17 protein-coding genes and 1 pseudogene are annotated in these 25,322 nt (G+C 47.8%); 12 read left to right on the top strand and 6 right to left on the bottom strand.

Features of this window, described 5'->3' with window-relative positions; all coding sequences use genetic code 11:
• From HPS53_RS04510 to HPS53_RS04500, 3 genes are all read left to right on the top strand, one after another.
• Nucleotides 1-791: sigma 54-interacting transcriptional regulator (locus HPS53_RS04510; protein WP_172204660.1), on the top strand; the 791-nt coding region annotated here is incomplete at its 5' end.
• A 55-nt stretch (nucleotides 792-846) separates the two neighbouring features.
• Entirely contained in the window at nucleotides 847-2,010 is a 1,164-nt protein-coding gene (locus HPS53_RS04505; protein WP_128718161.1) for a DUF262 domain-containing protein, read from the top strand.
• A 3-nt stretch (nucleotides 2,011-2,013) separates the two neighbouring features.
• On the top strand, nucleotides 2,014-2,643 hold the full coding sequence (locus HPS53_RS04500; protein ID WP_128718160.1) for a HEPN domain-containing protein: 630 nt from the start codon (nucleotides 2,014-2,016) through the stop codon (nucleotides 2,641-2,643).
• A 234-nt stretch (nucleotides 2,644-2,877) separates the two neighbouring features.
• Here HPS53_RS04500 and HPS53_RS04495 read toward each other — a convergent pair.
• Nucleotides 2,878-3,939 (bottom strand): annotated as a pseudogene (locus HPS53_RS04495) (phage integrase SAM-like domain-containing protein); the annotation flags it as partial.
• Between the two features lie 279 nt (nucleotides 3,940-4,218).
• Between HPS53_RS04495 and radA the strand changes: the two are divergent.
• Nucleotides 4,219-5,610 (top strand): DNA repair protein RadA, encoded by a 1,392-nt coding sequence (gene radA / locus HPS53_RS04490; RefSeq protein ID WP_104368435.1) that lies wholly within the window; start codon nucleotides 4,219-4,221, stop codon nucleotides 5,608-5,610.
• Between the two features lie 593 nt (nucleotides 5,611-6,203).
• Nucleotides 6,204-7,556: a sodium:proton antiporter NhaD gene (gene nhaD, locus HPS53_RS04485; RefSeq protein WP_172204658.1), complete on the top strand. Its 1,353-nt coding sequence runs from the start codon at nucleotides 6,204-6,206 to the stop codon at nucleotides 7,554-7,556.
• Between the two features lie 248 nt (nucleotides 7,557-7,804).
• Here the strand turns inward: nhaD and HPS53_RS04480 are convergent, their stop codons facing one another.
• The 4 genes from HPS53_RS04480 to cysK form a co-directional block, all read right to left on the bottom strand.
• The gene (locus tag HPS53_RS04480; RefSeq protein WP_104368433.1) at nucleotides 7,805-8,677 is read right to left on the bottom strand and encodes an AraC family transcriptional regulator; all 873 of its coding nucleotides are present in this window, start codon (nucleotides 8,675-8,677) and stop codon (nucleotides 7,805-7,807) included.
• A 37-nt stretch (nucleotides 8,678-8,714) separates the two neighbouring features.
• Nucleotides 8,715-11,531, bottom strand: a complete 2,817-nt coding sequence (locus HPS53_RS04475) for an ATP-binding protein (RefSeq protein WP_172204656.1) — start codon at nucleotides 11,529-11,531, stop codon at nucleotides 8,715-8,717.
• 10 nt (nucleotides 11,532-11,541) lie between these two features.
• Nucleotides 11,542-14,352 carry an ATP-binding protein gene (locus tag HPS53_RS04470; protein WP_172204654.1) on the bottom strand — a complete coding sequence of 937 codons (2,811 nt, stop codon included), beginning with the start codon at nucleotides 14,350-14,352 and terminating at the stop codon, nucleotides 11,542-11,544.
• A 117-nt stretch (nucleotides 14,353-14,469) separates the two neighbouring features.
• Complete coding sequence (gene cysK, locus HPS53_RS04465) at nucleotides 14,470-15,444, bottom strand: cysteine synthase A (protein ID WP_305848828.1); 975 nt, start codon at nucleotides 15,442-15,444, stop codon at nucleotides 14,470-14,472.
• A gap of 170 nt (nucleotides 15,445-15,614) precedes the next feature.
• Between cysK and frr the strand changes: the two genes are divergently transcribed.
• From frr to rhaT, 5 genes are all read left to right on the top strand, one after another.
• Nucleotides 15,615-16,175, top strand: a complete 561-nt coding sequence (gene frr / locus HPS53_RS04460; protein WP_172204652.1) for a ribosome recycling factor — start codon at nucleotides 15,615-15,617, stop codon at nucleotides 16,173-16,175.
• Nucleotides 16,176-16,263: 88 nt separating this feature from the next.
• Nucleotides 16,264-17,196 carry a ribosome small subunit-dependent GTPase A gene (rsgA, locus tag HPS53_RS04455; RefSeq protein ID WP_172204650.1) on the top strand — a complete coding sequence of 311 codons (933 nt, stop codon included), beginning with the start codon at nucleotides 16,264-16,266 and terminating at the stop codon, nucleotides 17,194-17,196.
• Between the two features lie 841 nt (nucleotides 17,197-18,037).
• On the top strand, nucleotides 18,038-19,516 hold the full coding sequence (locus tag HPS53_RS04450; protein ID WP_172204648.1) for a rhamnulokinase family protein: 1,479 nt from the start codon (nucleotides 18,038-18,040) through the stop codon (nucleotides 19,514-19,516).
• 42 nt (nucleotides 19,517-19,558) lie between these two features.
• A complete protein-coding gene (locus HPS53_RS04445; RefSeq protein ID WP_104370409.1) occupies nucleotides 19,559-20,815 on the top strand; it encodes an L-rhamnose isomerase in 1,257 nt (418 codons plus the stop codon).
• Nucleotides 20,816-21,006: 191 nt separating this feature from the next.
• The gene (gene rhaT, locus HPS53_RS04440; RefSeq protein ID WP_172204646.1) at nucleotides 21,007-22,041 is read left to right on the top strand and encodes an L-rhamnose/proton symporter RhaT; all 1,035 of its coding nucleotides are present in this window, start codon (nucleotides 21,007-21,009) and stop codon (nucleotides 22,039-22,041) included.
• A gap of 281 nt (nucleotides 22,042-22,322) precedes the next feature.
• Here rhaT and rhaD read toward each other — a convergent pair whose 3' ends face one another.
• The gene (gene rhaD, locus HPS53_RS04435) at nucleotides 22,323-23,132 is read right to left on the bottom strand and encodes a rhamnulose-1-phosphate aldolase (RefSeq protein WP_172204644.1); all 810 of its coding nucleotides are present in this window, start codon (nucleotides 23,130-23,132) and stop codon (nucleotides 22,323-22,325) included.
• 239 nt (nucleotides 23,133-23,371) lie between these two features.
• Here rhaD and HPS53_RS04430 point away from each other — a divergent pair, with 239 nt between their 5' ends.
• Both HPS53_RS04430 and HPS53_RS04425 read left to right on the top strand, forming a co-directional pair.
• Entirely contained in the window at nucleotides 23,372-23,977 is a 606-nt protein-coding gene (locus tag HPS53_RS04430; protein ID WP_172204642.1) for a DUF6621 family protein, read from the top strand.
• A 97-nt stretch (nucleotides 23,978-24,074) separates the two neighbouring features.
• Nucleotides 24,075-25,313, top strand: a complete 1,239-nt coding sequence (locus HPS53_RS04425; RefSeq protein ID WP_172204640.1) for a saccharopine dehydrogenase family protein — start codon at nucleotides 24,075-24,077, stop codon at nucleotides 25,311-25,313.
• Nucleotides 25,314-25,322: the final 9 nt, after the last annotated feature.

Raw genomic sequence — 25,322 nt, 5'->3', positions numbered from 1 at the left:
GCAAGCGGGCAGGAAAACCGTTTGTGGCTGTGGACTGCGGTTCACTCACCAAAGAGCTTGCACCGTCGGCATTCTTCGGACACGTCAGAGGGGCGTTCACCGGTGCGGACAGTGCCAAGAAAGGGTATTTCCATGAAGCCGAAGGCGGCACGCTGTTTTTGGACGAGGTGGGCAACCTCGCACCGGAAACCCAGCAAATGCTTCTGCGCGCCATACAGGAGCGGCGATACCGCCCGGTAGGTGACAAATCTGACCGTAGTTTCAATGTCCGCATCATCGCCGCCACCAACGAGGATCTGGAGAAGGCGGTCCATGAAAAGCGTTTCCGGCAGGACTTGTTGTACCGTCTGCATGACTTCAAGATAACCGTCCCGCCGTTGCGCGACTGTCAGGGGGACGTCATGCCGCTGGCTGAGTTCTTCCGTGAAATTGCGAACCGGGAACTGGAGTGTGATGTCATCGGATTTGACGGAGAAGCCCGCAAGACATTGCTGACCCATGCGTGGCCGGGCAATGTCCGCGAGCTTCGTCAGAAAATCATGGGTGCGGTGTTGCAGGCACAGACGGGTCTTATCACGAAAGAACATCTGGAACTTGCCGTGCCGAAACCGACTTCACCCGTCAGCTTCGCCCTACGCAACGATGCGGAAGACAAGGAGCGTGTCTTACGCGCGTTGAAGCAGGCGAACGGGAACCGCAAGGTTGCCGCAGAACTGCTCGGGATAGGACGTACGACGCTGTACAACAAACTGGAAGAATATGGATTGAAGTATAAATTTCAGCAATCATAGCCGGTAATTCGCCGAATTTCCTTATCTTTGTTCGGACAAATCTAAAATTACATATATGGTTAATATTGAGAATAGAGATATAGAGGCTGAGATTATAACTGATAATCAGTCTGATAGTGAGGATATTCAAACAGTGGATGTCTCTGATGTAGTTGTCTATGCTAGAGATTGGACTATTGAAACAATATTCAATCAAATCAATATCGAAAATATAGACCTAAATCCCAAATTTCAAAGAAGAAATGCTTGGAATGATGACAAACGAAGTAAACTTATAGAATCAATCATAATGGGGTATCCTGTCCCGGAAATTGTTTTAGCAGAAAATCCCAATAAGAAACGCTCATTTATAGTTATAGATGGTAAGCAGAGACTGCTTACCCTTGCGGGGTTTATTGACAATAATAAATATAAGTATTGGGATAAACCAGTATTAAAAGGATTGAAAGTGTTGAAGGATCTTAACAAATTGAAATATGTAGATTTGGATGAAAAGTCTAAACGCGAATTTGATAATTCTTCATTACGCTGTACTGTCATAACAAATTTTAAGGATATCCAGATTCTGTATGATATCTTCTATAGACTTAATTCTGGATCAGAATCCTTATCTACACAAGAATTGCGACAGGCACTTAACAAGGGAGAGTTTGCTGATTATTTAGTTGAAACTACGAACACACTACAACCAATTCATTCTGTTATGAATTTATCAGAACCTGACAAAAGACTTCGGGATATCGAAAATTTACTAAGATTATTTGCTTTTACCATGTATCCTAAAGAATACAAGGGTAATTTAAAGAAATTCTTAGATGACAAGATGGGAGATATTACAAAAAATTGGGGAGAGACACATCTTAAAATAAAGGAACAATACGAGAAAATAAATTCTGCAATAGATTTGCTAAAAGAAACATTTGGGGATTATAAAATTATTGGTAGGAAATATGACGAAGATGCTTTCTCTAATAGATTTAACAAAGTGCTATTTGAGGTGGAGATTTTTTATTTTCTTCATTTAGATAAGAACATCCTTTCAAGTAAAGAGACGTTTATAACTGCCTTAAAAAAACTCTGTACAGAAGATGCTGATTTTAGAGCCTCTATTGAGAGTTCAACAAAAAATATCGAATATTACAAAATAAGATATGCTAAATTTCAAGAATTGATAAATAAATCTTTCAGGCTAAACTTAGCAATTAATCCTTTTTTGTAATTTATGGTAGACGTTAAAGAGTCATTGGACAAATTGGAAATGTATTTATTGGAACTCGAAGATAAATATATAGATATCCATACAGATCCTTTGGAAAATCCAGAAATGTACAAATTGGATATTAGAAGTTTTTGTGTGCTTTCTCATGCAGCTTTTGAAGAGTTTGTAGAAAATATATGTTTATATACACTCAATGAAATTGAAGATAAATTTGTAAACACACAACGTATCAGTTATTCCACATTATGCTTGTTGCACTTTTATGGAAATAGCAAAACAATAGATAATGAAAGTTGGAATGATGACGAAAGAATTTATGATTATTTATTAGCTCAAATAAGAAGTATAAAAAGCGATTTTTCTAAGTATATTATGAACCAAAATCATGGTGTGGGCTTAAAATATCTCAAAAGGTTATTAGTTCCATTAGGATTATATGCGCCATTGGATATTAGATTTTCTTCCGCATTAGATAATTTGACTCAATCGAGGGGCGGTTATGCACATACATCTCATCGTAATATTAGAAGTTTATCTCCAGAAGATGTGAAAATGTATGTTAGAGATGTTTATGATTTGATGGTAGAGTTAGCAAATAAATCTAGAAAAATTTCATATTATAGCATTCACTAGAAATAGGTCATGTAAAGGTCATTCTGTAACAGCGAATTTTTCACAAAATAATTATACTGTCATTTTACATTGGTTTCTGTATGCACTTGATTTGTTTTTTTATTGGGAATAAATTATCTTTGCTCGCAGAAAGGCGTTCTTTTGATATAATGCAAAACAAGATAGAATACAGAACTTCACTCGTTTCTAAGTCGTTACCTATCACAAGACAGATTTATGCAAGTCATTAAATTTCAATGGTAAAGACAATTTGTAATGTCTCATCGAATGAAAGCTGATTTGCTTGTTTATGCCACACTCGCTGATGACTTTTTTCAGCTTCTTGCAAACATTCCAATAGTTGATTTCGCCGAAAACTGAATTGTCCTTTTGAAACGGTCTGTACTTCCCAATTATCTGCAACGGAATGTCCAGCAGCTTCACTTGGAACGGTACGCCCGTCTTGTGCCGCTTGGAGATAATCCACTTCTCACCGTTCACATCCATAATCTCGTCCGTGGTCAGTTCCCTGATGTCTGCGAAGCTGAGTGCGGTGAAGCAGGCAAAGACAAACAGGTCTCGGGTGAAAGCAAGCGTGGCATCGGAAAACTCATGCTCGATAAGTTGCCGGATTTCCCCCTCCGTAAGATACTCCCGTTCCTTCACGTTGGGCGTGATGCGGAATTGCGCAAACGGGTTTCTCGGTATCAGACCGTTGTAATGCGCCCGTGAAACGACCGTCTTGACCCACATGCAAGCCAGCCACACGGAAGCGTTTTTCAACCCTTGCTCCGTAGTGAGGAATACGGAGAACTCCTTGATGAAGTCGGGAGTAAGTTCCAGCATGGACATGTCGTTGCGCTTATAAAACGACTTGATGAATGCCGCCACATAGTTCCTTGAACGTACCATCACTCGGTAAGACCCCATGCAGCGGTCTTTGCCGACACGTTTCAGGAACTTGGCGTTCTCCTTGTCAAATGCGCCGAGTATCGTTTCATACTCGCAGCCGATGCCCTGATAGGCGTTGCGCACCATTTCCGCCGTGACATACGCCTCACGGTCGGATATGCGCTGGTAGTGCTTGATGATTTGCGCCTTGATGTTGTCGAGCGCAAGGTTCGTTTCCCTTGCCTCCACGCTTTTGCCTTTGGCACGGTTGCCCTTTGCGTCCCAAAGCTCCTTTGCGATGCTCCGCTTGCAACTGAACTGCGCCACCGTCCCGTTGATTGTAACCCGTCCCATGATGGGGACAATTCCGTTCTTCTCCTTGCTGCCGTTCGCATAGAACAGCACGTGAAATGTGCTCCTTGTCATACTCGCCTTTTTTGGTACAAAACTATAAATCAACAAGTTAAACCTTGACAAGCAAACCTACGCAGAACGCAGCAAACGGGACGGATAGTGTTAAATCTGCACTTTTGACGGGTAACGAATAGGAAACCGTTCTCTTTCTCCAATCCGCTTTGAAACGGTTTTCAGACCTCTGCCCAACTTCCGTGATTTTCTCCTAACTGCTTAAATCTCAATTTCTATTGCGTTAATCTGCTGATTTTCTTCGATTATTCCAGCGATATTCTGTATTTTTGCGACATTATGGCAAAAGACAAGACAGCATACGTGTGCGACCACTGCGGGCAGGAATCGGCCAAATGGATAGGCAAATGCCCGAGTTGCGGCCGTTGGAACACGTTTAAGGAAATAAAAATATCCGCCGATACCGGCTCAATGGCAGCCCGGTCGGCGGCGGTATCCGTGCGTGGTACGGTCGGCGGCGGCAAGAACCGTCCGCTGTTTCTTAATGAAATAAGCTCAAAAGACGAACCGAGAATAGACACCCGCGACGAGGAACTGAACAGGGTGCTCGGAGGCGGGCTCGTGCCAGGCTCGATAGTGCTGCTCGGCGGAGAGCCGGGAATAGGCAAAAGCACGCTCACCCTGCAAACGATACTGCGGCTGCCCGAACGTAACATCCTGTATGTTAGCGGTGAGGAGAGTGCCCACCAGCTGAAAATGCGCGCCGAGCGCATCGCACATCCCGACAACGCGAACATGAGGATACTGTGCGAGACATCGCTCGAAAACATCTTCGCGCACATCAAAGAGGTGAAGCCTGAAATTGTGATAATAGACTCCATCCAGACCATATCGACCGAAGAGGCCGATACAAGTCCGGGCAGCGTGACCCAGGTGCGCGAATGTGCGTCGGCGCTTCTGCGCTTCTCCAAGACAAGCGGTATCCCGGTGATACTGATAGGACACATCAACAAGGAAGGGACACTGGCCGGACCGAAAATCCTTGAACACATAGTAGACACGGTGATACAGTTCGAAGGCGACCAGCACTACATGTACCGGATATTGCGAAGCATCAAAAACCGATTCGGCAGCACGTCGGAACTCGGAATATACGAGATGGGACACGGTGGACTGCGGCAGGTGAGCAACCCCTCGGAACTACTGCTCACACAAGACCACGAAGGACTGAGCGGCATAGCGATAAGCTCTGCCATAGAGGGTGTACGCCCGTTTCTCGTGGAAACCCAGGCGCTGGTGTCGAGCGCGGCATACGGCACCCCGCAGCGCAGCGCCACCGGATTCGACCAGAGACGGCTGAACATGCTGCTCGCAGTGCTTGAAAAGCGGGTCGGCTTCAAACTTATGCAGAAAGACGTGTTCATCAATATAGCCGGAGGCCTGAGAGTGACCGACCTCGCAATGGACCTCAGCGTTATTGCCGCCGTGCTGTCGAGCAATGTGGATACGGCGATAGAGACAGGATGGTGCATGGCGGGCGAAGTGGGACTGAGCGGAGAGGTGCGACCCGTCAACCGCATAGAGCAGCGCATCGCCGAGGCTGAGAAACTCGGTTTCGGACATATCATCATCCCCAAATACAACATGTCCGGACTGAAACACAAAAAGTTCGGCATAGAACTTCATCCGGTAAGAAAGGTGGAGGAGGCTCTGCGGGAACTGTTCGGCTGATAAAAAAATGTAATAATAAAGTCACGGATTTAACACTTTGTTTTTTGTCGAAATAGAAAATCAAGGCGCTACGCATTGCGATATACAATGCGATAGCGCCTTTATCGAAAAACGGAAATCCGCCCTATTTCCCGCAACGGGCATCTAAATGGAAGCCGTTCGGCTGCCGATTGCTTTCCGTTTAGCGGCCAAACGGAAAGCAACGGGATACTAAACGCGACGCAATCAGTATACTAAACGCAAACCAGGACTTTCAAAAAGTGGAATGCCCGGAGCGCAAACGACAAACATCCCTCGTATAATATTGATATACAACACGTTGCACGAAACACTAAAATACGGCGATATTTGCGGCCTCCGCATCTTAATTTTCAAATAACCGAAACATGAATGACCTTTTGTAAATATTATTCCGAATATCCGCCAAACGTGAACAAGCAGTAAAAGCGGAACGGAACACAGGACAGAAACTGTCCGCCAATAATATTAAAGAAAACGATTACGTAAATATTTTACACCCGCCGGCTCTTGCGTACCGATTTTATTATTACCTTTGCAATGGAAAAACAAACTTAAAAACAAAATCAAATTAAATGACAACATTAACCCTTTCGATTGTCACGGTCTTCGTCATCGGATATTTGTGCATAGCCGTAGAGAGCCTGACAAAAATCAACAAGGCTGCCATTGCCCTGCTGATGTTCGTATTTTGCTGGACCCTGTTCATGCTTGATCCGGGCAGTTATATCGCAGGCGCGGTTGGAGACGCCATTCCGCTGGCGGTAAGCGAGGTGATAGAGAAGCATCTTGGAAGCACGGCCACCACGCTGTTCTTCCTCATGGGAGCGATGACTATTGTGGAACTGGTCGACCAGAACGGAGGATTCAACTTCGTGCGCGACATGCTCAAAACCCGTACTAAAAAAGCGTTGCTATGGCGAATAGCCGTGATGACATTCGTACTCTCGGCCATTCTCGACAACCTGACTACGAGTATCGTGATGATTATGATACTGCGCAAGCTCGTGGCCGACAAGAAAGACAGGATAATCTATGCCGCACTCGTGATAATAGCGGCAAACTCGGGAGGCGCATTCTCGCCTATCGGCGACGTGACAACCATCATGCTGTGGAACAAGGGCGTGATAACGGCAATGGGAGTAATCACGGAAATTATGATACCGTCTGTCGTATCAATGGTGATTCCGGCTTATATACTGTCGCTGTCGCTGAAAGGAGACCTCGCCGAAGTGGAGGAAGAGGCTGACGACACATCAGATGACATACTCTCGGCAGGACAGAGAAAGGCTATATTCTTCCTCGGTGTGGGCGGACTCATCTTCGTGCCGATATTCAAGTCGATAACCCACCTTCCCCCGTTTGTGGGCATACTGCTCGTGCTCGGTGTGCTATGGACGGTGACCGAGATTTTCTACCGCAGCCTGCCGCACGACAACGAGGATGAAAACGGCAACGGCATGCAGAAGCGCATCACAAAAATGCTCGCCCGGATAGACATGGGTACGATTCTCTTTTTCCTCGGCATACTCATGGCAGTGGCCTGTCTTGAAACAATCGGCGTGCTCGAAAGCCTTGGCGAAGGCCTCAACGTGGCGTTCAACGGCAATCACTATCTGGTGACCGGTATCATCGGCGTGCTGTCAAGCATCGTGGATAATGTGCCTCTCGTGGCCGGTTGCATGGGCATGTATCCGGTGGAAGCTACCGGTGACATGGCTGTCGACGGTGTTTTCTGGCAACTTCTCGCTTACTGTGCCGGTGTCGGCGGTTCGATGCTTATTATCGGTTCGGCTGCCGGCGTAGTGGTGATGGGACTGGAAAAAATCACCTTCGGATGGTATATGAAGAAAATCACCTGGATAGCTTTCGTAGGATACCTTGCGGGAATAATCGTCTATTGGGTGGAAAAGATGTTTTTATTCTAAGATAACATTGAGGAGTCAAGGAAGAACATTTAGGAGTTAAGAAATTAAGGAGTTAAGCCAAATGCAGTCAAGACAAACGGTAAACAGGAAATAATCAAATCCTGAGAGTATTGGCTTAACTCATTAACTCCCACAATGACCCTCCTTAATTCCTCAATAAACCTTCTTAAATCCCCTATGAGCATTTCTCTACTCCATAAAAAAACATCGGTGCGGTTTCCAATTGGAAACCGCACCGATGTTTTTTATTATAAATTCTCCCTGAACTCGCTTGGTTTTCGCCCTGTCTTCATCCTGAACTTGGACGAGAAATAATCAGGCGAATCGAAACTGAGACGATAGGCTATTTCCTTTATGCTCATGTCGGTGGTGGTGAGCAGCTCCTTTGCGCGCTGCAATTTGAGGCTCTGCTGATAGCTTGCCGGACTGATACCGGTATATTCCTTGAACAGTTTTCTGAAATTGGAATAACTCATCCCCAACTCATCGGCAATCTGATGAATAGACAACGGTGTTTCGAGAGACTCTCGTATACGCAGCCGTCCGCGGTTAATCATGTCTATGCGCTTGGGTGTCCTGTTAAGTTCAATATTACGTTCGAGAGAGTACATCATTCCGATAAGGTGATTGACAATGCCGGCAAGTATCTGCTGTGAATTGGCCGGCTCTTTGTCTGCGATATTGAAAGCGGACTTGTACAGCTGCACTATCTCAGCCGAGAAACCTACATGATATATCGGTTTTTCGGAACTGAGGAAGCCGGCCGTAACCCTGTCGTCCACGTTTCTGCCCATAAATCCGATCCAGTAGCTCTTCCATCCGCGGTCTTCTCTCGGATGGTAAGTATGCCACTCTCCGGGGAAAAGCAAAAACATGTCTCCCTCTTTCAGTTCGGTCTCGCCGATATGGTCACTCCGGAAAGTTCCGCTGCCCTCAACGATATACAGCAACTGATACTCATTCAGCCTTCGTCCCTCCTCTACCTTGAAGTAATATCCGTCGGCATGTCCGCGAGTAGGATAAGCCGCACCGGGAGGAATTTCTTCATATCCCACAGTGCTGACCGTCAGTCCCCACTGCTTGTCTCTATCATTAGCTAACACATATTTACTCTTCTGCATAATAATTTATTTGTATTGTTTTTTTGTCCATAGGATATTAACACTCTCCCGCCTCTCTCGGCACTATACTCTCCGCGACACAAGGTATCCATACCCAGAATGTGGAGCCTTTATCAAGTTCAGACTCTACACCTATATCTCCTCCGCACACATCGGCAATGGCCTTGCAGATGTTGAGACCGAGTCCGGTACCCTGTACAAAATCATTCAATTTCACAAACCGGCGGAACACATCCTTACATTTTTCTTTTGGAATGCCCTTACCGGTATCTTCACAATATATATATATCCCTTCACCTTCCTTCCGGTAGCCCACCTTGATATGTCCGCAGGCGGTGAACTTCACGGCGTTTGTCGTGAAGTTGATGATAATCTGCTGTATGCGTTCGATATCCAGTTCTGTGACGAACGACAGGTACGGATTGTCTTTTATAAACCGGGCGGAAGACTCGGAGGCATGCAGTTCGAGTGTGGTACAGATATCTTCGAATGCCAGTGCGAAATCGATCTTTCTCGGTTCTATCTTCGGACCGTCCGCATCCATTGTCGATATCATCAGGATATCATCTATCAGATGTATGAGAAGATCGCAGTTCTTACGTATTATCCTTACCAACTCGGCTTTCTCTTCCGGACCGTCCATCGACGGCAACAGGTCGCAGAAACCTACAATGGCATTCAACGGCGTGCGTATCTCATGGCTCATGTTGGCCAGGAAGGTGCTTTTCTGCAACTCACTGTCATTTGCCCGTATTATCTCCGAACGCAGTCTCTCCTGCGCTTCCTCCTGTTCTGTTATGTCACGGATAAGTCCGAAAAGTCCGATTACATTACTATTATCGTCATAATCGGGCAGCCTGTTTATGGAATACCAGCGCACTTTGCCGTCTTTGTGAATGAGATCTACGGTCGGCAATACTATTGTCTTCGGCAAAACAGTCCCATCAGCGGTATTAAGGAACTCTGCGGCCGTCTTCTTATTGGTGTCTCCCACCACCCTGCCTATGAACTCCTCCCTGCTCATCTCGATGTCTACGGTATGCTGATTTCTAAAATATGTGATGTGAGAAGTTGCCAACGACATGCGCCAGTTCATAGTCTTACTCTCTGTGAGTAGGTAACGGAGGGCTCGCTCGTATCTGGCCGTTTCCATATTTACACGACGTATATTGTCATTGATGACTTTTCGCTGCAAATACATCTCGCGCTCTTTAGTCACCAGTTGCAGAACGACAAGAATATGGCGTAAAGAGCCTTCGGCATTCCTGATCGGGCAAACCCTTATCTCGGCATACTCTGACACACCGCGTTCCGGAACGGAAATCTTTGAGCATACCACCATGTTGTCTATCCCTTCTCCTGAAAGGTGCATTCCGTCCAGAAGCGCGTTCAAAATGTTTCTTTTATAATAAAAGTCATCTTCCTGAGAGCGGAATTTAAGTATCTGACGAACCCGTTTATTGGTGTTTACCAATCTGCCTTTACTGTCATATAGCAGCAATCCCAATACCGAGAGGTCGAATATACTTGCATATTTATCTGCCAATATCTGATGCTGCTTGTCTTTCTTACGCTCATCGGTTATGTCTGTCAGCGTACTGATTATGTTCAGCGACTTACCGTCTTTCCACTTCTCTATTATGGATTGATTATATAGCTGTATCCATTGCGGATTGTCGGGAGTACCCGCATTCCATGTATATATTTGTCCTTTCTCCGTATCTCTGTCACCGGCTATTATACGGTCCGTATAGTCTGCCATGGCTTTCTGGCTGTCAGGATGTATCAAATCATAATACTGCTGAGCCGTCATTCCCTCCGGTGGCAGATGATTTCCATACAGATTATCCACCCTCTCACCTGTAATACTCAACTGAACAACGCTGTTGCCGCTCATTTTCAGAGCCTCTTCCATCAGCTTGTTCTTCTCAGATATACGTCGCACGGCATATTTAATCTGATTGGCTATCAACCTGTTTGCCATAATTACGGCAGACAGAAGCACCAGGACCATGACTATCACCAGAAGAACTATTTTAGGAACGTTTCTCGTTTCATTCTCAGGATGAAACCATTTGTTTACCAATTGCTTCTTCATGCCCGACTGCTCAAAACGCGCGAACTGGTCGTCAAGCATGTTTATCAACTGCTGGTCATGGGCGACAAAGCGCATATCACCTGTCGGTATGTCAATATCGGTAACCTCTATATTGTCGATATTCAGTTTTTTCAACATGTTCTTTATCGACGCTTCACTGTAAATGAAGTACTGATAAAGACCGTTGTCTATATTTGCCAGACATGTTCTCGGAGAGTTTATGCGCAGTTGCTTCTTGTCTATATCCTTGTGCCGCAACACCCTGAAAGCCGCATAGTCATATCTTTTCACTGCGAGCAGACTGCCTTTGCCAAGCTGTCTGATATTTCTCAACGGCGGAGTGCCGCGCTTGTAGGCTATCTTTATCTTATAAGGATATATTGTCTTACGGCTGTAATATACCGCGGCGGAATGCTTGCTCCTGTTATTCAAAGGCTCTATGATGAGATCCACCTCGCCTTTCTCAAACATCTCAACAGCCTGTTCACGCTCCCGCATTACGAAAAAATACGGGATTTTCAAGTCTTTGAGCACCCTATTGAACACATCTATGTTATATCCTGCCGGCTCACCGTCGTCATCTATATATTCAAACGGCGCGAAATCCCAGTCTATAACGACTCTCAACGGCCGCTCGGCCGTATATGGCATATCACCGGCATATCCCGTCCTGGCAGCATGTACGGAACCAATGGTCATTAACGCGACCATTGCGGTAATGAAAGTTACAATCCTGTTTAAAGATAATCCTGCCATAAACGCTTATTTATATACGTATGTCTTTCTTTTTTACGACTGTCGCTTCGCACGGAATCCTTATCCATACAGTCACACCTTTGCCTTGTTCGGAGTCCACATCCATGCTCCCCCCCATCTTCTCGACAAGTTTTTTGCATATCTGCATCCTCAGCCTGATGGCGCTCTGGTCCATATTCTCCGCCACATTCATATTGTTGAACATCGTATCAAGGTTCTTCTTCTCTATGCCCGCCCCTGTATCCTCAAGGCAGATTTCGAGATTACCATGGTAATACCCGTATCTTCCCCTCAGCATTCCGCTGCTCGTGAAGTGCGCACTGTTTGTAGCCAGCATCTCAATCACCTGCCCGACATGGTTCGAATCGATATCCACCACAAGCTGCTCATAGGGACTGTCAACAATCATCTCCACCCCGTCTTTCAGCTCATGGCTCCATCCGGTGATGCAATATGCCATGAACTCACATGCGAAATCCGTGGGAGACTTGGTTATTTCCACCATATTGGCATCGAGTTTCGACAGAAACAATATGTCGTTGATAAGCTTTAGAAGCGCTGACGAATTGTTCCTTATCTCACTCATGAAGACCTCTTCGTCTTCCTTTGAATGCTCAATGTTGAACATTTCGGCAAATCCCACGACAGAGTTGAGCGGTGTACGCACCTCGTAACTGATGTTTTTCATGAATGCCGTCTTCACCGTCTCGGCTTCACGTGCCTTGTCCATCTCCTGTTTCAGTAGCCTGTCAGTCTCTTCTATCATGCTAACGTCACGTCCCAAGCCGAAGTAATGATCCACATTTCCGTTCTCATCCTGAATGGATATTCCGTTGAATTGCAGATAAATATCTTTTCCTTCTTTATCATGGAACACTGTTTTCAACTTTATATCAAACCTGTCGGTCATGCACTTGTCCATCTTGTTTATCAGGCTTGCCACACGATGCTTGTCGCATTCATCCGTCAACATGGCGCATTTGATTTGCGAAAGTCTCATCGGCGGCTCGTCGAGATTGTACATCACCTCCATTATCTTGGTCTTCGGATAATAGCTTATCAGCCATATACGGCTCACTTCAAGCGCATTGTTGATGTTCTTGATATATTCGTTCCGCCTCTTCGTCTGATCGATGATGTACTTTTCGTTCTTCTGCTCGTTACGTATGCTTCGCACCTGAGATGTGATGTCTCGCCCGATAAACAGTATTCCCGTCAGACCGTGCTCGCTGTTGAATATCGGTGTCAGCATGTGCTCGTAATATTCCACTTTTTCAGGTATTATGCCGAACACGTTGTCGGCATTTGCCATGCCTCTGTTTCCCTTCACAATCAACGAGGCATGGAAACTTGACATATTGTATATATCGATCTCAGCGTATGCCGGAATAAACGTAAGAGGTATCTTACGATCGAGAAACATCTGCTTGTCGGTTATCTTAAACGTCTCGCAAGTACTGTCGTTGATGTCCGTCAGTATGCCGTTGCTGTCGAAATACGCCATATCCATTTTCAGAGAGTTGAACACCACGTCGTTTCTCAACAACAGGTTTTGCATATTTATATGCCTCTCCTGCTCCGCGTTGACATTCTGTTGCGTGCCGAGCAGCAACGACGGCGAATTGCCTTCCCTTTGGAATACTGATATCTTGACATAAAAATAATGCTCATTGTCCGGCGTACCAGGCTTATGGCATCTCACGAGGACTGGTCTCACATCCTCATTGCCGGTCTTTATATCCTCAATCGCCGCATATATCTTATTGTAATCCTCCTCATTGAAAAAGACGGAAAAGGATAGACGGTTGTATTCCTCATCCTTGTCTCCGTCGTTAGTGAAGGTGGCAAACACGTCACGATCCACATCATAAGTCCATATCTGTATCTTTCCGGAATGAAGATACAGCGCCAATCTCTTGCTCTGTATATTGCTTATCCGCTTGATCTTGCCCATACGGTAATGATATATGCGGTTATATACCAGCAATAACACCGCCACTATGCCAAGCGCCCACGCTATATACCATACGAAAGACGGTATGCCGGTCGACTGTTCCTCGGGATAAAACCACTTGTTTCTTATGGGCTGCAACTCCTCGTCATACACCATCGCCTCGTAGACGCTGTCCACACGCCTCAGCAAATCCTCGTCGTTTGACATGAAATGATACTCTCCGTTGGGCATCACTATCGGCGTGATCGTGAAATTATCGAGATTGTTGCGCCTGAGGGTGAACTTCAACGACAACGAGTTCCACAGTACCTGTCCGCTATCTTTCGCCGCCGCTTTTATTATGGCGTTCTCTATGTCGTGATGCGGAACGGCGCAATCCTCCAATCCGGCTTCCATCACTATGCGATGGCTCACGCTGTTGTTCTGCATTATCACCTTGTGCCCTTTGAGGTCTTCAAGGCTGTTGATATCCACGGGCTCTTTCTTGGGGTGCGCCACGCCATGAGTGAAAAGCGCCACCACCGAGTTTCCGTATTTTCCGAATTGCGAGTGATATTTCGTACGCATGCCGAGCATAAGGTCAGACTTGCCCTCTTTCAGGTCGTTATAAGCCTCGCTCGTGCTCCTGAGCTTTATGATATAAGGTATGTCAAGACGTTTAAGTATTATCTTGATAAGGTCGATGTTGTAACCCATCGGCTCACCGTCCTTATTGAGGAACGTATATGGCGGCAAGTCCCAAATGTCTTCATATACCAAAGGAGATTTTATCGTATACTTAGCTTCCTGCTGTCCCTGCCCTGTCGCCTTTGCCGGCAACAGAGAAATGAAAAATATCACACATGGCAGAAGAATGCTCTTATACATCAAAATCTGTTAGTTATTCTTGTTTATTGGCAACAAAGCTACTAAAAAATGATTAAAATGCCAAAAGAAACGCCATTTATTTTAATCCGTGACAATTCACGCATATCTACGACAGATCTAAAGCGGACAGCCTTCAAAGTCGTATAGCACTGTCGACAGATATCTCTCGCCCGTGTCCGGCAGCAGTACAACCACCGTCTTATCTCTGTTTTCCGGCCTTGCGGCAATCACGGCAGCGGCAAAAGCGGCCGCACCCGATGATATGCCGACGAGAAGCCCTTCCGTGGAGGCAAGCTCCCTGCCGGTACGTATGGCGTCGTCATCATCCACATCGAACACCTCATCCACCACACCCGCATCATATATCGGAGGCACAAACCCCGCTCCGATACCCTGAATTTTGTGCGGGCCAGGCATACCCCCGTTGAGAACGGCCGACGAGCGCGGTTCGACGGCAATTATCCTAATCTCCGGATTAAGCTCTTTCAGCCTTTTCCCTATGCCCGAGACCGTGCCGCCGGTGCCCACTCCCGCCACGAATATATCTATTCTGCCGTCAGTGTCGTTCCATATCTCCTCAGCCGTGGTGTGATAGTGCCTTAAGGGATTGGCCTTGTTTTCAAACTGTTGCAGTATCACCGCTCCGTCCATGCCGTCGCGCAGACGCTCCGCCTCCCTTATGGCTCCGGCCATCCCCTGTGCTCCGGGTGTCAACACCACTTCCGCTCCGTATGCCTTCACAAGGCTGCGGCGCTCCACGCTCATGGTCTCCGGCATTGTGAGTATCAGCCGATAGCCTTTCACGGCGGCCACCATGGCAAGCCCCACACCCGTGTTTCCGCTCGTAGGCTCTATTATAGTGGCTCCGGGACGCAGCGCCCCGCTCTTCTCCGCATCCTCTATCATCGCCAGCGCGATGCGATCCTTGACGCTTCCGCCGGGATTGAAATACTCAATCTTCGCTATCACAGCCTTGGCCAGTCCCCGCTTTCCGGAGAAACCGCCCATTTCCATCAACGGCGTATTACCGACAAGCTCCGTAAGACGCTTTGCCACTCTCATTTTCCTTACCATGTCATTTGCTCCTTTCATCATTTTGTCCACATTATTATAATATACAGGCTCCACACGGCCCGCAGACACAAAGATATGACAAAATATCGAGCGACACACGGATACATCGCATAAAAAATACAAAAATCTTGTGAATATGAATTTTATTAACTACATTTGTAACTTAGAATATAATTAAAACAATATTTATGATAGACGTAAAAGAAACATTGACTTCGGCCGAAGAGAAAATGGAGATGGCCGTGATGTATCTCGACGAGCAACTGTCGCGCATACGTGCCGGCCGTGCCAACGTGGCGATACTCGACGGAGTGAGAGTGGAGTCATACGGCTCCATGGTGCCCCTCAACCAGGTTGCCACAGTGTCAACTCCCGACGCACGCTCGATAGCCATCAAACCGTGGGACAGAAAGATGATAAAGAACATCGAGAAAGCTATCATGGACAGCGACGTGGGCATCACACCCGAGAACAACGGAGAGATGATCCGTCTGGGAATACCACAGCCCACCGAGGAACGCCGCAAGGAACTGATGAAGCAATGCAGCAAAATCGGCGAAGGCACGAAAGTACAAGTGCGCAACATACGTGCCGACGTGAAAGACAAGTTGAAGAAGGCCATCAAGGACGGCCTGTCCGAAGACCTCGAAAAAGACGCCGAGGCCGAGCTGCAAAAGGTTCACGACAAGTACATAAAGAAAGTCGACGATCTGCTCGCCGAGAAGAACAAAGAAATAATGACAGTGTAATTCCGCGATTGCATACTATGGATTATCGGTGACGATGCCAACCGGCAACGGCCGATAATCCATAATTTATTATTCATCATTAACGCCAATGAAAGGTTTAGTAGTCAAGAACACAGGCAGTTGGTACACCGTAAAGACAGACGACGGACGGCTGATAGACAGCAAGATAAAAGGAAACTTCAGGCTGAAAGGCATCCGCAGCACCAACCCGGTGGCCGTGGGCGACAGGGTTGACATAGTGACGAATCCGGAAGGCACGGCCTTTATCACGACGATAGACGACCGCCGGAACTACATCATACGCAAGTCGCCAAACCTGTCGAAGCAAAGCCACATCATCGCAGCCAACGTGGACATGGCATTTCTCGTGGTCACGGTGAACAAGCCGCAGACCTCCACCACTTTCATTGACCGCTTTCTCGCCTCGGCCGAGGCATACCGCATACCGGTGGCGCTGGTGTTCAACAAAAGCGACATACTGACCGACGACGAGCTGCGGTATCAGGAGCTGATGATGACGCTCTACGACAACATAGGATACGAGTGCCGGGCCGTATCGGCGGCCACAGGCAGCGGTATCGACGGCCTGCGCGATCTGCTCAAGGACAAGATTACCGTGCTGAGCGGCAACAGCGGCGTAGGCAAGTCGACATTGATAAACAGTATACTGCCCGGCGTGAACCTGCGCACATCTGAAATCAGCGACGCACACAACACCGGCATGCACACCACCACTTTCAGCGAGATGCTCGAACTGCCGGGCGGCGGATATATCGTTGACACGCCGGGAATAAAGGGGTTCGGAACATTCGACATCGAGCCGGAAGAACTGACAAGCTATTTCAAGGAGATATTCCACTTCTCGCACGACTGCCGTTTCAGCGACTGCACCCACCGCCATGAGCCAGGGTGTGCCGTGCTCCGCGCCGTGGAAGAGCACTACATATCTGAAAGCCGATACCAATCTTATCTCAGCATGCTCGACGACAAGGACGAAAAAAAATACCGCGAAGCTTTTTAAAGACCGTCCCGTATATCCATATACGGCAAGCAAGCACGACATAGCGGCATCATTACCCGACGGCAATATGCAAAGAGCCGCCTTGCCGGCGAATGCAGAAGCACCGGAAGCAGAGACATCCCATGACCACAAGACGGTGATTGCCAAGTACAGTATAATGCATCCGTATCCAACAAAACACTGTTTACGGAATTCGGAACTATTTTTACAAAACACGTTCCATATTTCGATTATTTGAAACTTAAAATGCGGAGGCCGCAAATATCGCCGTATTTCAAAAGCTTTCCATAACACACTGTATATCAGCACTATACAGAAAATATTCATTATTCACACTCCGGGCATTCCACTTTTGGAAAGTCCCAATTCGCGTTTAGTATACTGATTGCGTCGCGTTTAGCATCCCGTTGCTTTCCGTTTAGCGGCCAAACGGAAAGCAATCGGCAGCCGAACGGCTTCCATTCAGCCGCCCGTTGCGGGAAATCAGGCGGATTTCCGTATTGCGATCAAGGCGCTATCGCATTGTATATCGCAATGAGTAGCGCACTCGTTTTTCTATTTCGACAAAAAGCAAAGCGCTAAATCCGTGACTTTTAGTTTACATTATAATTATAATCACAATCAAAACACACCGCATCACGGTGACTATTGTTTTAAAACAGACGTACTTAACACCAAAACCACGGAAATACATCCTCATAAATTTCAGAATTTCAATAATTCTTTTTATCTTTGCAAAAGATAGGCAATGCCTGAACAACCCCGAACCGGTTTCGCGGCATCGGGCCTGCACTGTCTTTGAAAATTAAGTATAACTAAAAACTACTGCTAACAAACATTTATGGAGAATAATAAAAAATATTTTTTCGCCGTCGATCTGGGCGCGACCAGCGGAAGAACCATAATCGGAACACTTGGCGACGAACGCATTGTTCTCGAAGAACTCACACGGTTCGACAACAACCTGATAGAAACGGGAGGACACTTCTACTGGGACATATACGCATTATATAACGAAATAATAAAGGGTCTTAAACTCGCCGCCCAGCGACAGATACCTATATGCTCAATAGGTATCGACACATGGGGCGTAGACTTCGTGTGCGTGGGCAAAGACGGAGCGTTGCTGCGCAACCCGCTGGCATACCGCGACCCGCACACTTTCGGCATGATGGAAGACTACTTCGACGCTAAAGTGGACAAAAAGACGGTATACGACATCACGGGCATACAGTTCATGAACTTCAACTCGCTATTCCAGTTGCACGCGATGCGCAAGAACGGCGACTCGGCACTGGCCGGAGCGGAGAAAATACTCTTCGTGCCCGACGCGTTGAGCTACATGCTGACCGGCAAGACGGTATGCGAGTATACCATAGCATCGACAAGCCAGATGCTCGACCCCAAGACAAAAACGCTCGACCCGAAACTGCTCGAAAGCGTGGGACTGACACAGGAGCACTTCGGCGAGATGATAAATCCGGCCGTCGAAATAGGCTCTCTCACGGAAGAAGTGCAGAAGATGACAGGCCTCGGAGCATTGCCGGTAATAGCCGTGGCAGGCCACGACACAGGAAGCGCGGTGGCAGCCGTGCCGGCAAAAGACGAGAAGTTCGCTTACCTGAGCAGCGGAACATGGAGCCTCATGGGCATAGAGACCAAAGACGCCATCATAAACGGGCTGAGCTACGAGCGCAACTTCACCAACGAGGGCGGCATAGAAGGCACCACACGGTTCTTGAAGAACATCTGCGGAATGTGGCTCTACGAACGTTGCCGCAAGGAATGGACAGACGCCCCGAAATCGCACACCGAGTTGCAGGCCGAAGCCATGAAGCAACCGGCTTTCCAAAGCATCATCAATCCCGATGACGCCATGTTCGCCAACCCGGCGTCGATGGTAGATGCCATACAGGAATACTGCCGCAAGACAGGCCAGCACGTGCCTGAGGGATATGCCGAGATATGCCGTTGCATCTTCGACTCGCTCGCCCTGCGCTACCGCCAGGTGTTCGGCTACCTGCAAGAGATGGCCTCATTCCCGATAGAGGTGCTCCACATAATCGGCGGCGGCAGCCTGAACAACTACCTGAACCAGTTTACCGCCGACTCGCTCGGAGTGGAGGTGCTCGCCGGCCCGCAGGAAGGCACGGCCATAGGCAACATCATGCTCCAGGCGAAAGCCTCGGGAGACGTAAGCGACATCTGGGACATGCGCCACATAATAGCCAACAGCATAGAGCTGAAGCGTTTCGAGCCGAAAGACAGGCAGATATGGGACAAGGCTTACGAGAAGTTTCTCGAAATCACAAAAAACTGATAAAAACAAATAGTTTTAACGACAAATAAAACCTAAAACAAAATGAAAGAAGAATTGGTTAAAAAGGCTTATGAAGTAGCCAAAGAACGCTACGCGGCCATCGGAGTAGATACCGAGAAAGTATTGGAACAGATGCAGAACTTCCACCTGAGCATGCACTGCTGGCAGGCCGATGATGTCGCAGGATTTGAAAACCAGGGCGGCTCGCTCACCGGCGGTATACAGGTGAACGGCAACTACCCCGGAAAAGCCCGCAACATCGATGAGCTGCGTGCCGACATCCTCTACGCGAAGTCACTCATCCCCGGTACACACCGCCTGAACCTGCACGAGATTTACGGCGACTTCGGAGGAAAATACGTTGACCGCGACCAGTGCGACGTGACACACTTCCAGAGCTGGATAGACTGGGGCAAGGCGAACAACACACTGCTCGACTTCAACTCCACATCGTTCTCGCACCCGAAGAGCGGCGACCTCAGCCTCGCCAGCCCCGACAAAGGCATACGCGACTTCTGGATCGAGCACTCAAAACGTTGCCGCGCCATCTCCGAGGCCATCGGTAAGGCCCAGGGCGACCCCTGTATCATGAACACGTGGGTACACGACGGAAGCAAGGACCTGACCGTCAACCGCCTGATGTACCGCGAACTGCTGAAAGACTCGCTCGACCAGATATTCGCACAGAAGTACGACAACATGAAAGACTGCGTGGAGTCGAAAGTATTCGGTATCGGCCTGGAAAGCTACACGGTAGGCTCCAACGACTTCTATACATCATACGCTGCAAAGAACAACATGATGATAACCCTCGACACCGGTCACTTCCACCCGACAGAGAGCGTTGCCGACAAGGTTTCCGCCATGTTGCTGTTCGTTCCTGAGTTGATGCTGCACGTGTCTCGCCCGGTTCGCTGGGACTCAGACCATGTCACCATCATGGACGACCCGACACAGGATCTGTTCAGCGAAATCGTCCGTGCCGGCGCGCTCGACCGTGTACATTACGGTCTCGACTACTTCGACGGCACACTCAACCGCATCGGCGCTTACGTGATCGGCAGCCGCGCGGCACAGAAGTGCATGCTCCGCGCACTGCTCGAACCTATCGCCACACTGCGTAAGTATGAACTTGACGACAAGAAGTTCCAGCGCCTCGCACTGCTCGAAGAGTGCAAGAACCTGCCGTGGAACGCCGTATACGACGAGTTCTGCGTGCGCAACAACGTTCCGGTAGGCGAGGAGTTCATCGGCGCTGTAGAGAAATATGAGGCTGACGTCACTTCAAAACGCGCATAATATTGAAACTCCCGGAATAAAGGAGGCTATGCGATAACCGCGTCAAAGCCCGTCAGGAAGTCAAAGGCAAATATTTATCATGTGTCACATTATGTCTAAATGAATGACGGCGCATTTGTCTTTAACTTCCGGGCGGGCTTTGACCGTAATAAATCCCATAGCCTATTAACCCGTAAAATAAAACAGACATCATGGAAATAATTATAGGTTTGCTTATCATAGCGATAGGCGCATTCTGCCAGTCGAGCTGCTATGTGCCAATAAACAAGATAAAAGATTGGAGCTGGGAGAGCTACTGGATCGTACAAGGAGTGTTCGCATGGCTCATTCTGCCGCTGCTCGGCGCCCTGCTTGCCGTACCCGATGGACACAGTTTCTTCGAACTGTTCAGCACCGGCAGCACGTTCAATATATGGATGACCGTTCTCTTCGGCGTGCTATGGGGCGTGGGCGGCCTCACTTTCGGCCTCTCGATGCGCTATCTGGGCGTGGCTCTCGGCCAGTCTATCGCCCTCGGCACATGCGCCGGGCTGGGAACCATCATGGGACCGGTGCTCCTTAACATATTCTTCCCTGAGTTGAACGCACTCGAATCACTTACCTTTGCCGTTATTCTCGGCGTGGTGGTGACACTGCTCGGTATCGCCATCATCGGTGTGGCCGGCTCGATGAAAGCAGCCTCGCTATCGGAGGAAGAGAAGAAAGCGGCCGTAAAGGACTTCAACTTCCCAAAAGGACTGGCCATAGCGTTGCTCGCAGGCTTCATGAGCGGATGTTTCAACGTAGGTCTTGAATTTGGAAAAGGCATCAACTTCGGCGCCCTCACACCCGACATGTACAAGACTCTGCCCGCGACTTTCCTCGTCACGCTCGGCGGATTTATCACCAACGCCGTATACTGCTTCTACCAGAACAGCAAGAACGGCACTTGGGGCGACTACAGGAACGGCAAGGTATGGGCCAACAACGTAATATTCTGCGCCCTGGCCGGTGCGCTGTGGTACAGCCAGTTCTTCGGGCTGTCGCTCGGAAAGGGCTTCCTCACCGAGTCTCCCACCCTGCTCACACTGTCGTTCTGCATACTGATGGCTCTCAACGTGGTGTTCTCAAACGTATGGGGAATAATTCTCAAAGAGTGGAAAGGATGCTCGCAGAAGACCATCGCCGTGCTCGTCACCGGCATCATAGTGCTGATAATATCTTCTTTCCTGCCGCAATTAATCTGAGAAAACGGAAAGGACACAATACAAAAAAGGCTTGCTTTCAAGTTAGAGCAAGCCTTTTTTCATCAATTCACGCCTATCATAACAATATATTGGAAACGCCATGTTGTTCACAGGGAATACAAAATCCCCGATACTTCACAGCATCGGGGACTTTTATTTTACTAAAAATAGTAAGTAATAATGATTATAATATGTAGTCAGTAGTTGTTTTTTCCAATATTTGATGAGGCATGAAATAAATCCATTAAACCTCAATGACATTCCCTATCGGCCGCCAGCCATTATTTAGGCAGGTTGAAAGCCTTTGTCATCTCAGACATCTGCTCATCGCTCATGCCTTCCGGCTCAAAGCCCATACAACGCGAGTTTATGTATATCTTGGCACTCTTGGAGAGCACATCTATCTGGTCGAAAGCATCCATAACGTCGAGACCTTTGGCGAATACGCCATGCTTCTCCCACATAACGACATCATAGTCTTCAAGCTCTTTCAGCGTAGCGTCGGCAAGCTCGTTTGAGCCAGGAAGTGTATAAGGAACAATTCCGAGACCTAACGGACAGAAAGCCTTAGTCTCCGGTATCATGCTCCAAAGGATTCTGGTAAGCACATCCTTGCCCAAGAACTTAGGATTATGACTCATTGCGACAAGTTCTATCGGATGGGTATGCACCGTTGCCTTATAAGCCGAACCGCTCTCGATAAGATGAGCATGCACCGTGAGATGAGAAGGCAACTCGCTTGTGGGCATAACGGCATTATCGGCTATGATGACATAGCTCGCACAATCGTCGAGAATGCGTATTACAGAACCGTTATCCATAGGCCAACGTGCCAAATCTCGCATGCGCTTACCGGTGCCTTTGCAGTAGAAATAACATCCTTTAAGCTGCGGCAAGGTGACACCAATCTGCTTCACATCGCTGATTGCAGACATATTGCGAATCTCGTCATCCACATGCTCCGTCACATTTACCGTAATATTACCACCGTTGCGCTCGGCCCAACCATTCAGCCAAAGATAGCCGGCCACTTCCGCAATCTTCTCGACCTCAGCCTTCAAAGCCGGGCGTCCTTCCAATATACTTCTCATAAATTACTGTGCTGTATTAAAGTTGCGTGCAAAGGTATACTTTAATATCAGCATGCAGTGACTTTATTTGACTTATCATCCCAAATAAATGATATTATTTTGATTTAAATCAATAGCCATAAAACACCTTAAAAAATGACAACGTGGCAACGCCTTTTCACATTAATATATAAGGGACGGATTTAACAAACAAGCATATTTATTTTGTCAGTCGGTGGAAATATTGTATTTTTGCAACTATGAACAATAAATTTCACAACGAAGATTTGAGCGAAAACGTGATACTGGCAGACGGTGATTATGTTGACAAGGTTGCGTTTGACCTCACAGTGAATTTCGAACGGATGATAGGCCGGCGTATACCGAAAGCCGACACGGCACGATGGATAGACTGCGTGGCGCTCGACGGCGGACTGCGCGAGGGAGACAACAAGACACAAGTGATCATCATTCATGACAAGTCGCGCGGTGCAATGGAGAACTTCGTACCGGGAGTATATGCCGACGAACTTGACGGCAAAGCGTTCTCAGACAACCTGGGGGAATTTCTCATCAGCTCGTTGCCGGTAGAAAACGACGTCACAACGGCGGAAGACATGTTCATCGAGGCGCTCGAAGTGATATGCAACAACAAGAATGTGAAAAGGATAATGGTGATACCGGACGCGGAGAAAATATACGGCAAGGTGCGCGAGACACTGCGCCTATATCTTGACGACGAGAACAAGCGAGCCACGGTGTTTGCCATGCAGCCCATGCAGGGCGGAAACTTCAGGCAGGAGATACTCGGATATTCACTCATGCAGGCACTCGGAATAAAATCAAGCGAACTCCACGCCGAATAATCCGTAACGGCGATACTGCCACGAAAGCAAGGCACTGGATACGCTTGAGAAGGCAAGTAACAACAAAAAAGAATCATAAATAAACAACAATAAGTAAATGGGAAAAGTACTAATGATTGGTGCGGGTGGCGTTGCTACCGTAGCGGCATTCAAAATAGCTCAGAATGCTGATGTATTCACAGATTTCATGATAGCAAGCAGACGCAAGGAAAAGTGTGACGCTATCGCAGAGGCCATCCGTAAGGCCGGACTGACAATAGACATAAAGACGGCACAAGTGGACGCCGATGATGTGGAACAGCTCAAAACGCTATTCAACGACTATAGACCGGAACTGGTAATCAATCTCGCCCTCCCCTATCAGGATCTCACGATAATGGATGCCTGTCTGGCATGCGGATGCCATTATCTCGACACGGCTAATTACGAGCCGAAAGACGAGGCTCATTTCGAGTACTCATGGCAATGGGCATACAAAGAGAAATTCGAGCAGGCAGGACTAACGGCGATACTCGGCTGTGGATTTGATCCCGGTGTCAGCGGAATATATACGGCCTATGCGGCAAAACATCACTTTGACGAGATACACAATCTTGACATCGTAGACTGCAACGCAGGCAACCACCACAAGGCATTTGCCACAAACTTCAACCCGGAAATAAACATCCGCGAGATCACACAGAAAGGTCTCTACTACAAGGACGGAGAATGGATTGAGACCGAACCGCTTGAAATCCACAAGGCACTCACATACCCGAACATTGGCCCGAGAGAGAGCTATCTGATGCACCATGAGGAGCTTGAAAGCCTGGTAAAGAACTATCCGACAATAAAACAGGCCCGGTTCTGGATGACATTCGGCCAGCAATATCTCACATATCTTGACGTAATACAGAATATCGGCATGAGCCGCATCGACGAAATGGAATATGAAGCTCCACTCGCTGACGGCTCGGGAAAGACCGCAAAGGTGAAAATCGTACCCTTGCAATTCCTCAAAACCGTATTGCCAAACCCGCAAGACCTGGGAGAGAACTATGACGGAGAGACAAGCATCGGCTGCCGCATACGCGGAATAAAAGACGGAAAAGAGTTGACATATTACGTATACAACAACTGCAAACATCAAGAAGCATACAAAGAAACAGGCATGCAGGGTGTAAGCTACACTACGGGTGTTCCGGCAATGATTGGCGCAATGATGTTCTTCAAAGGCCTGTGGCGCAAGCCGGGCGTATGGAACGTGGAGGAATTTGATCCGGATCCGTTCATGGAACAACTCAACAAACAAGGCCTTCCATGGCATGAGGAGTTCGGAGGCGACCTCGAACTCTGATTATTCACG

It is taken from the genome of Prevotella sp. PTAC (assembly GCF_013166535.1).
GTDB lineage: Bacteria > Bacteroidota > Bacteroidia > Bacteroidales > Bacteroidaceae > Prevotella.
Note: the sequence above shows the minus strand (reverse complement) of the source record. Positions and strands in the feature narration are given on the sequence as shown.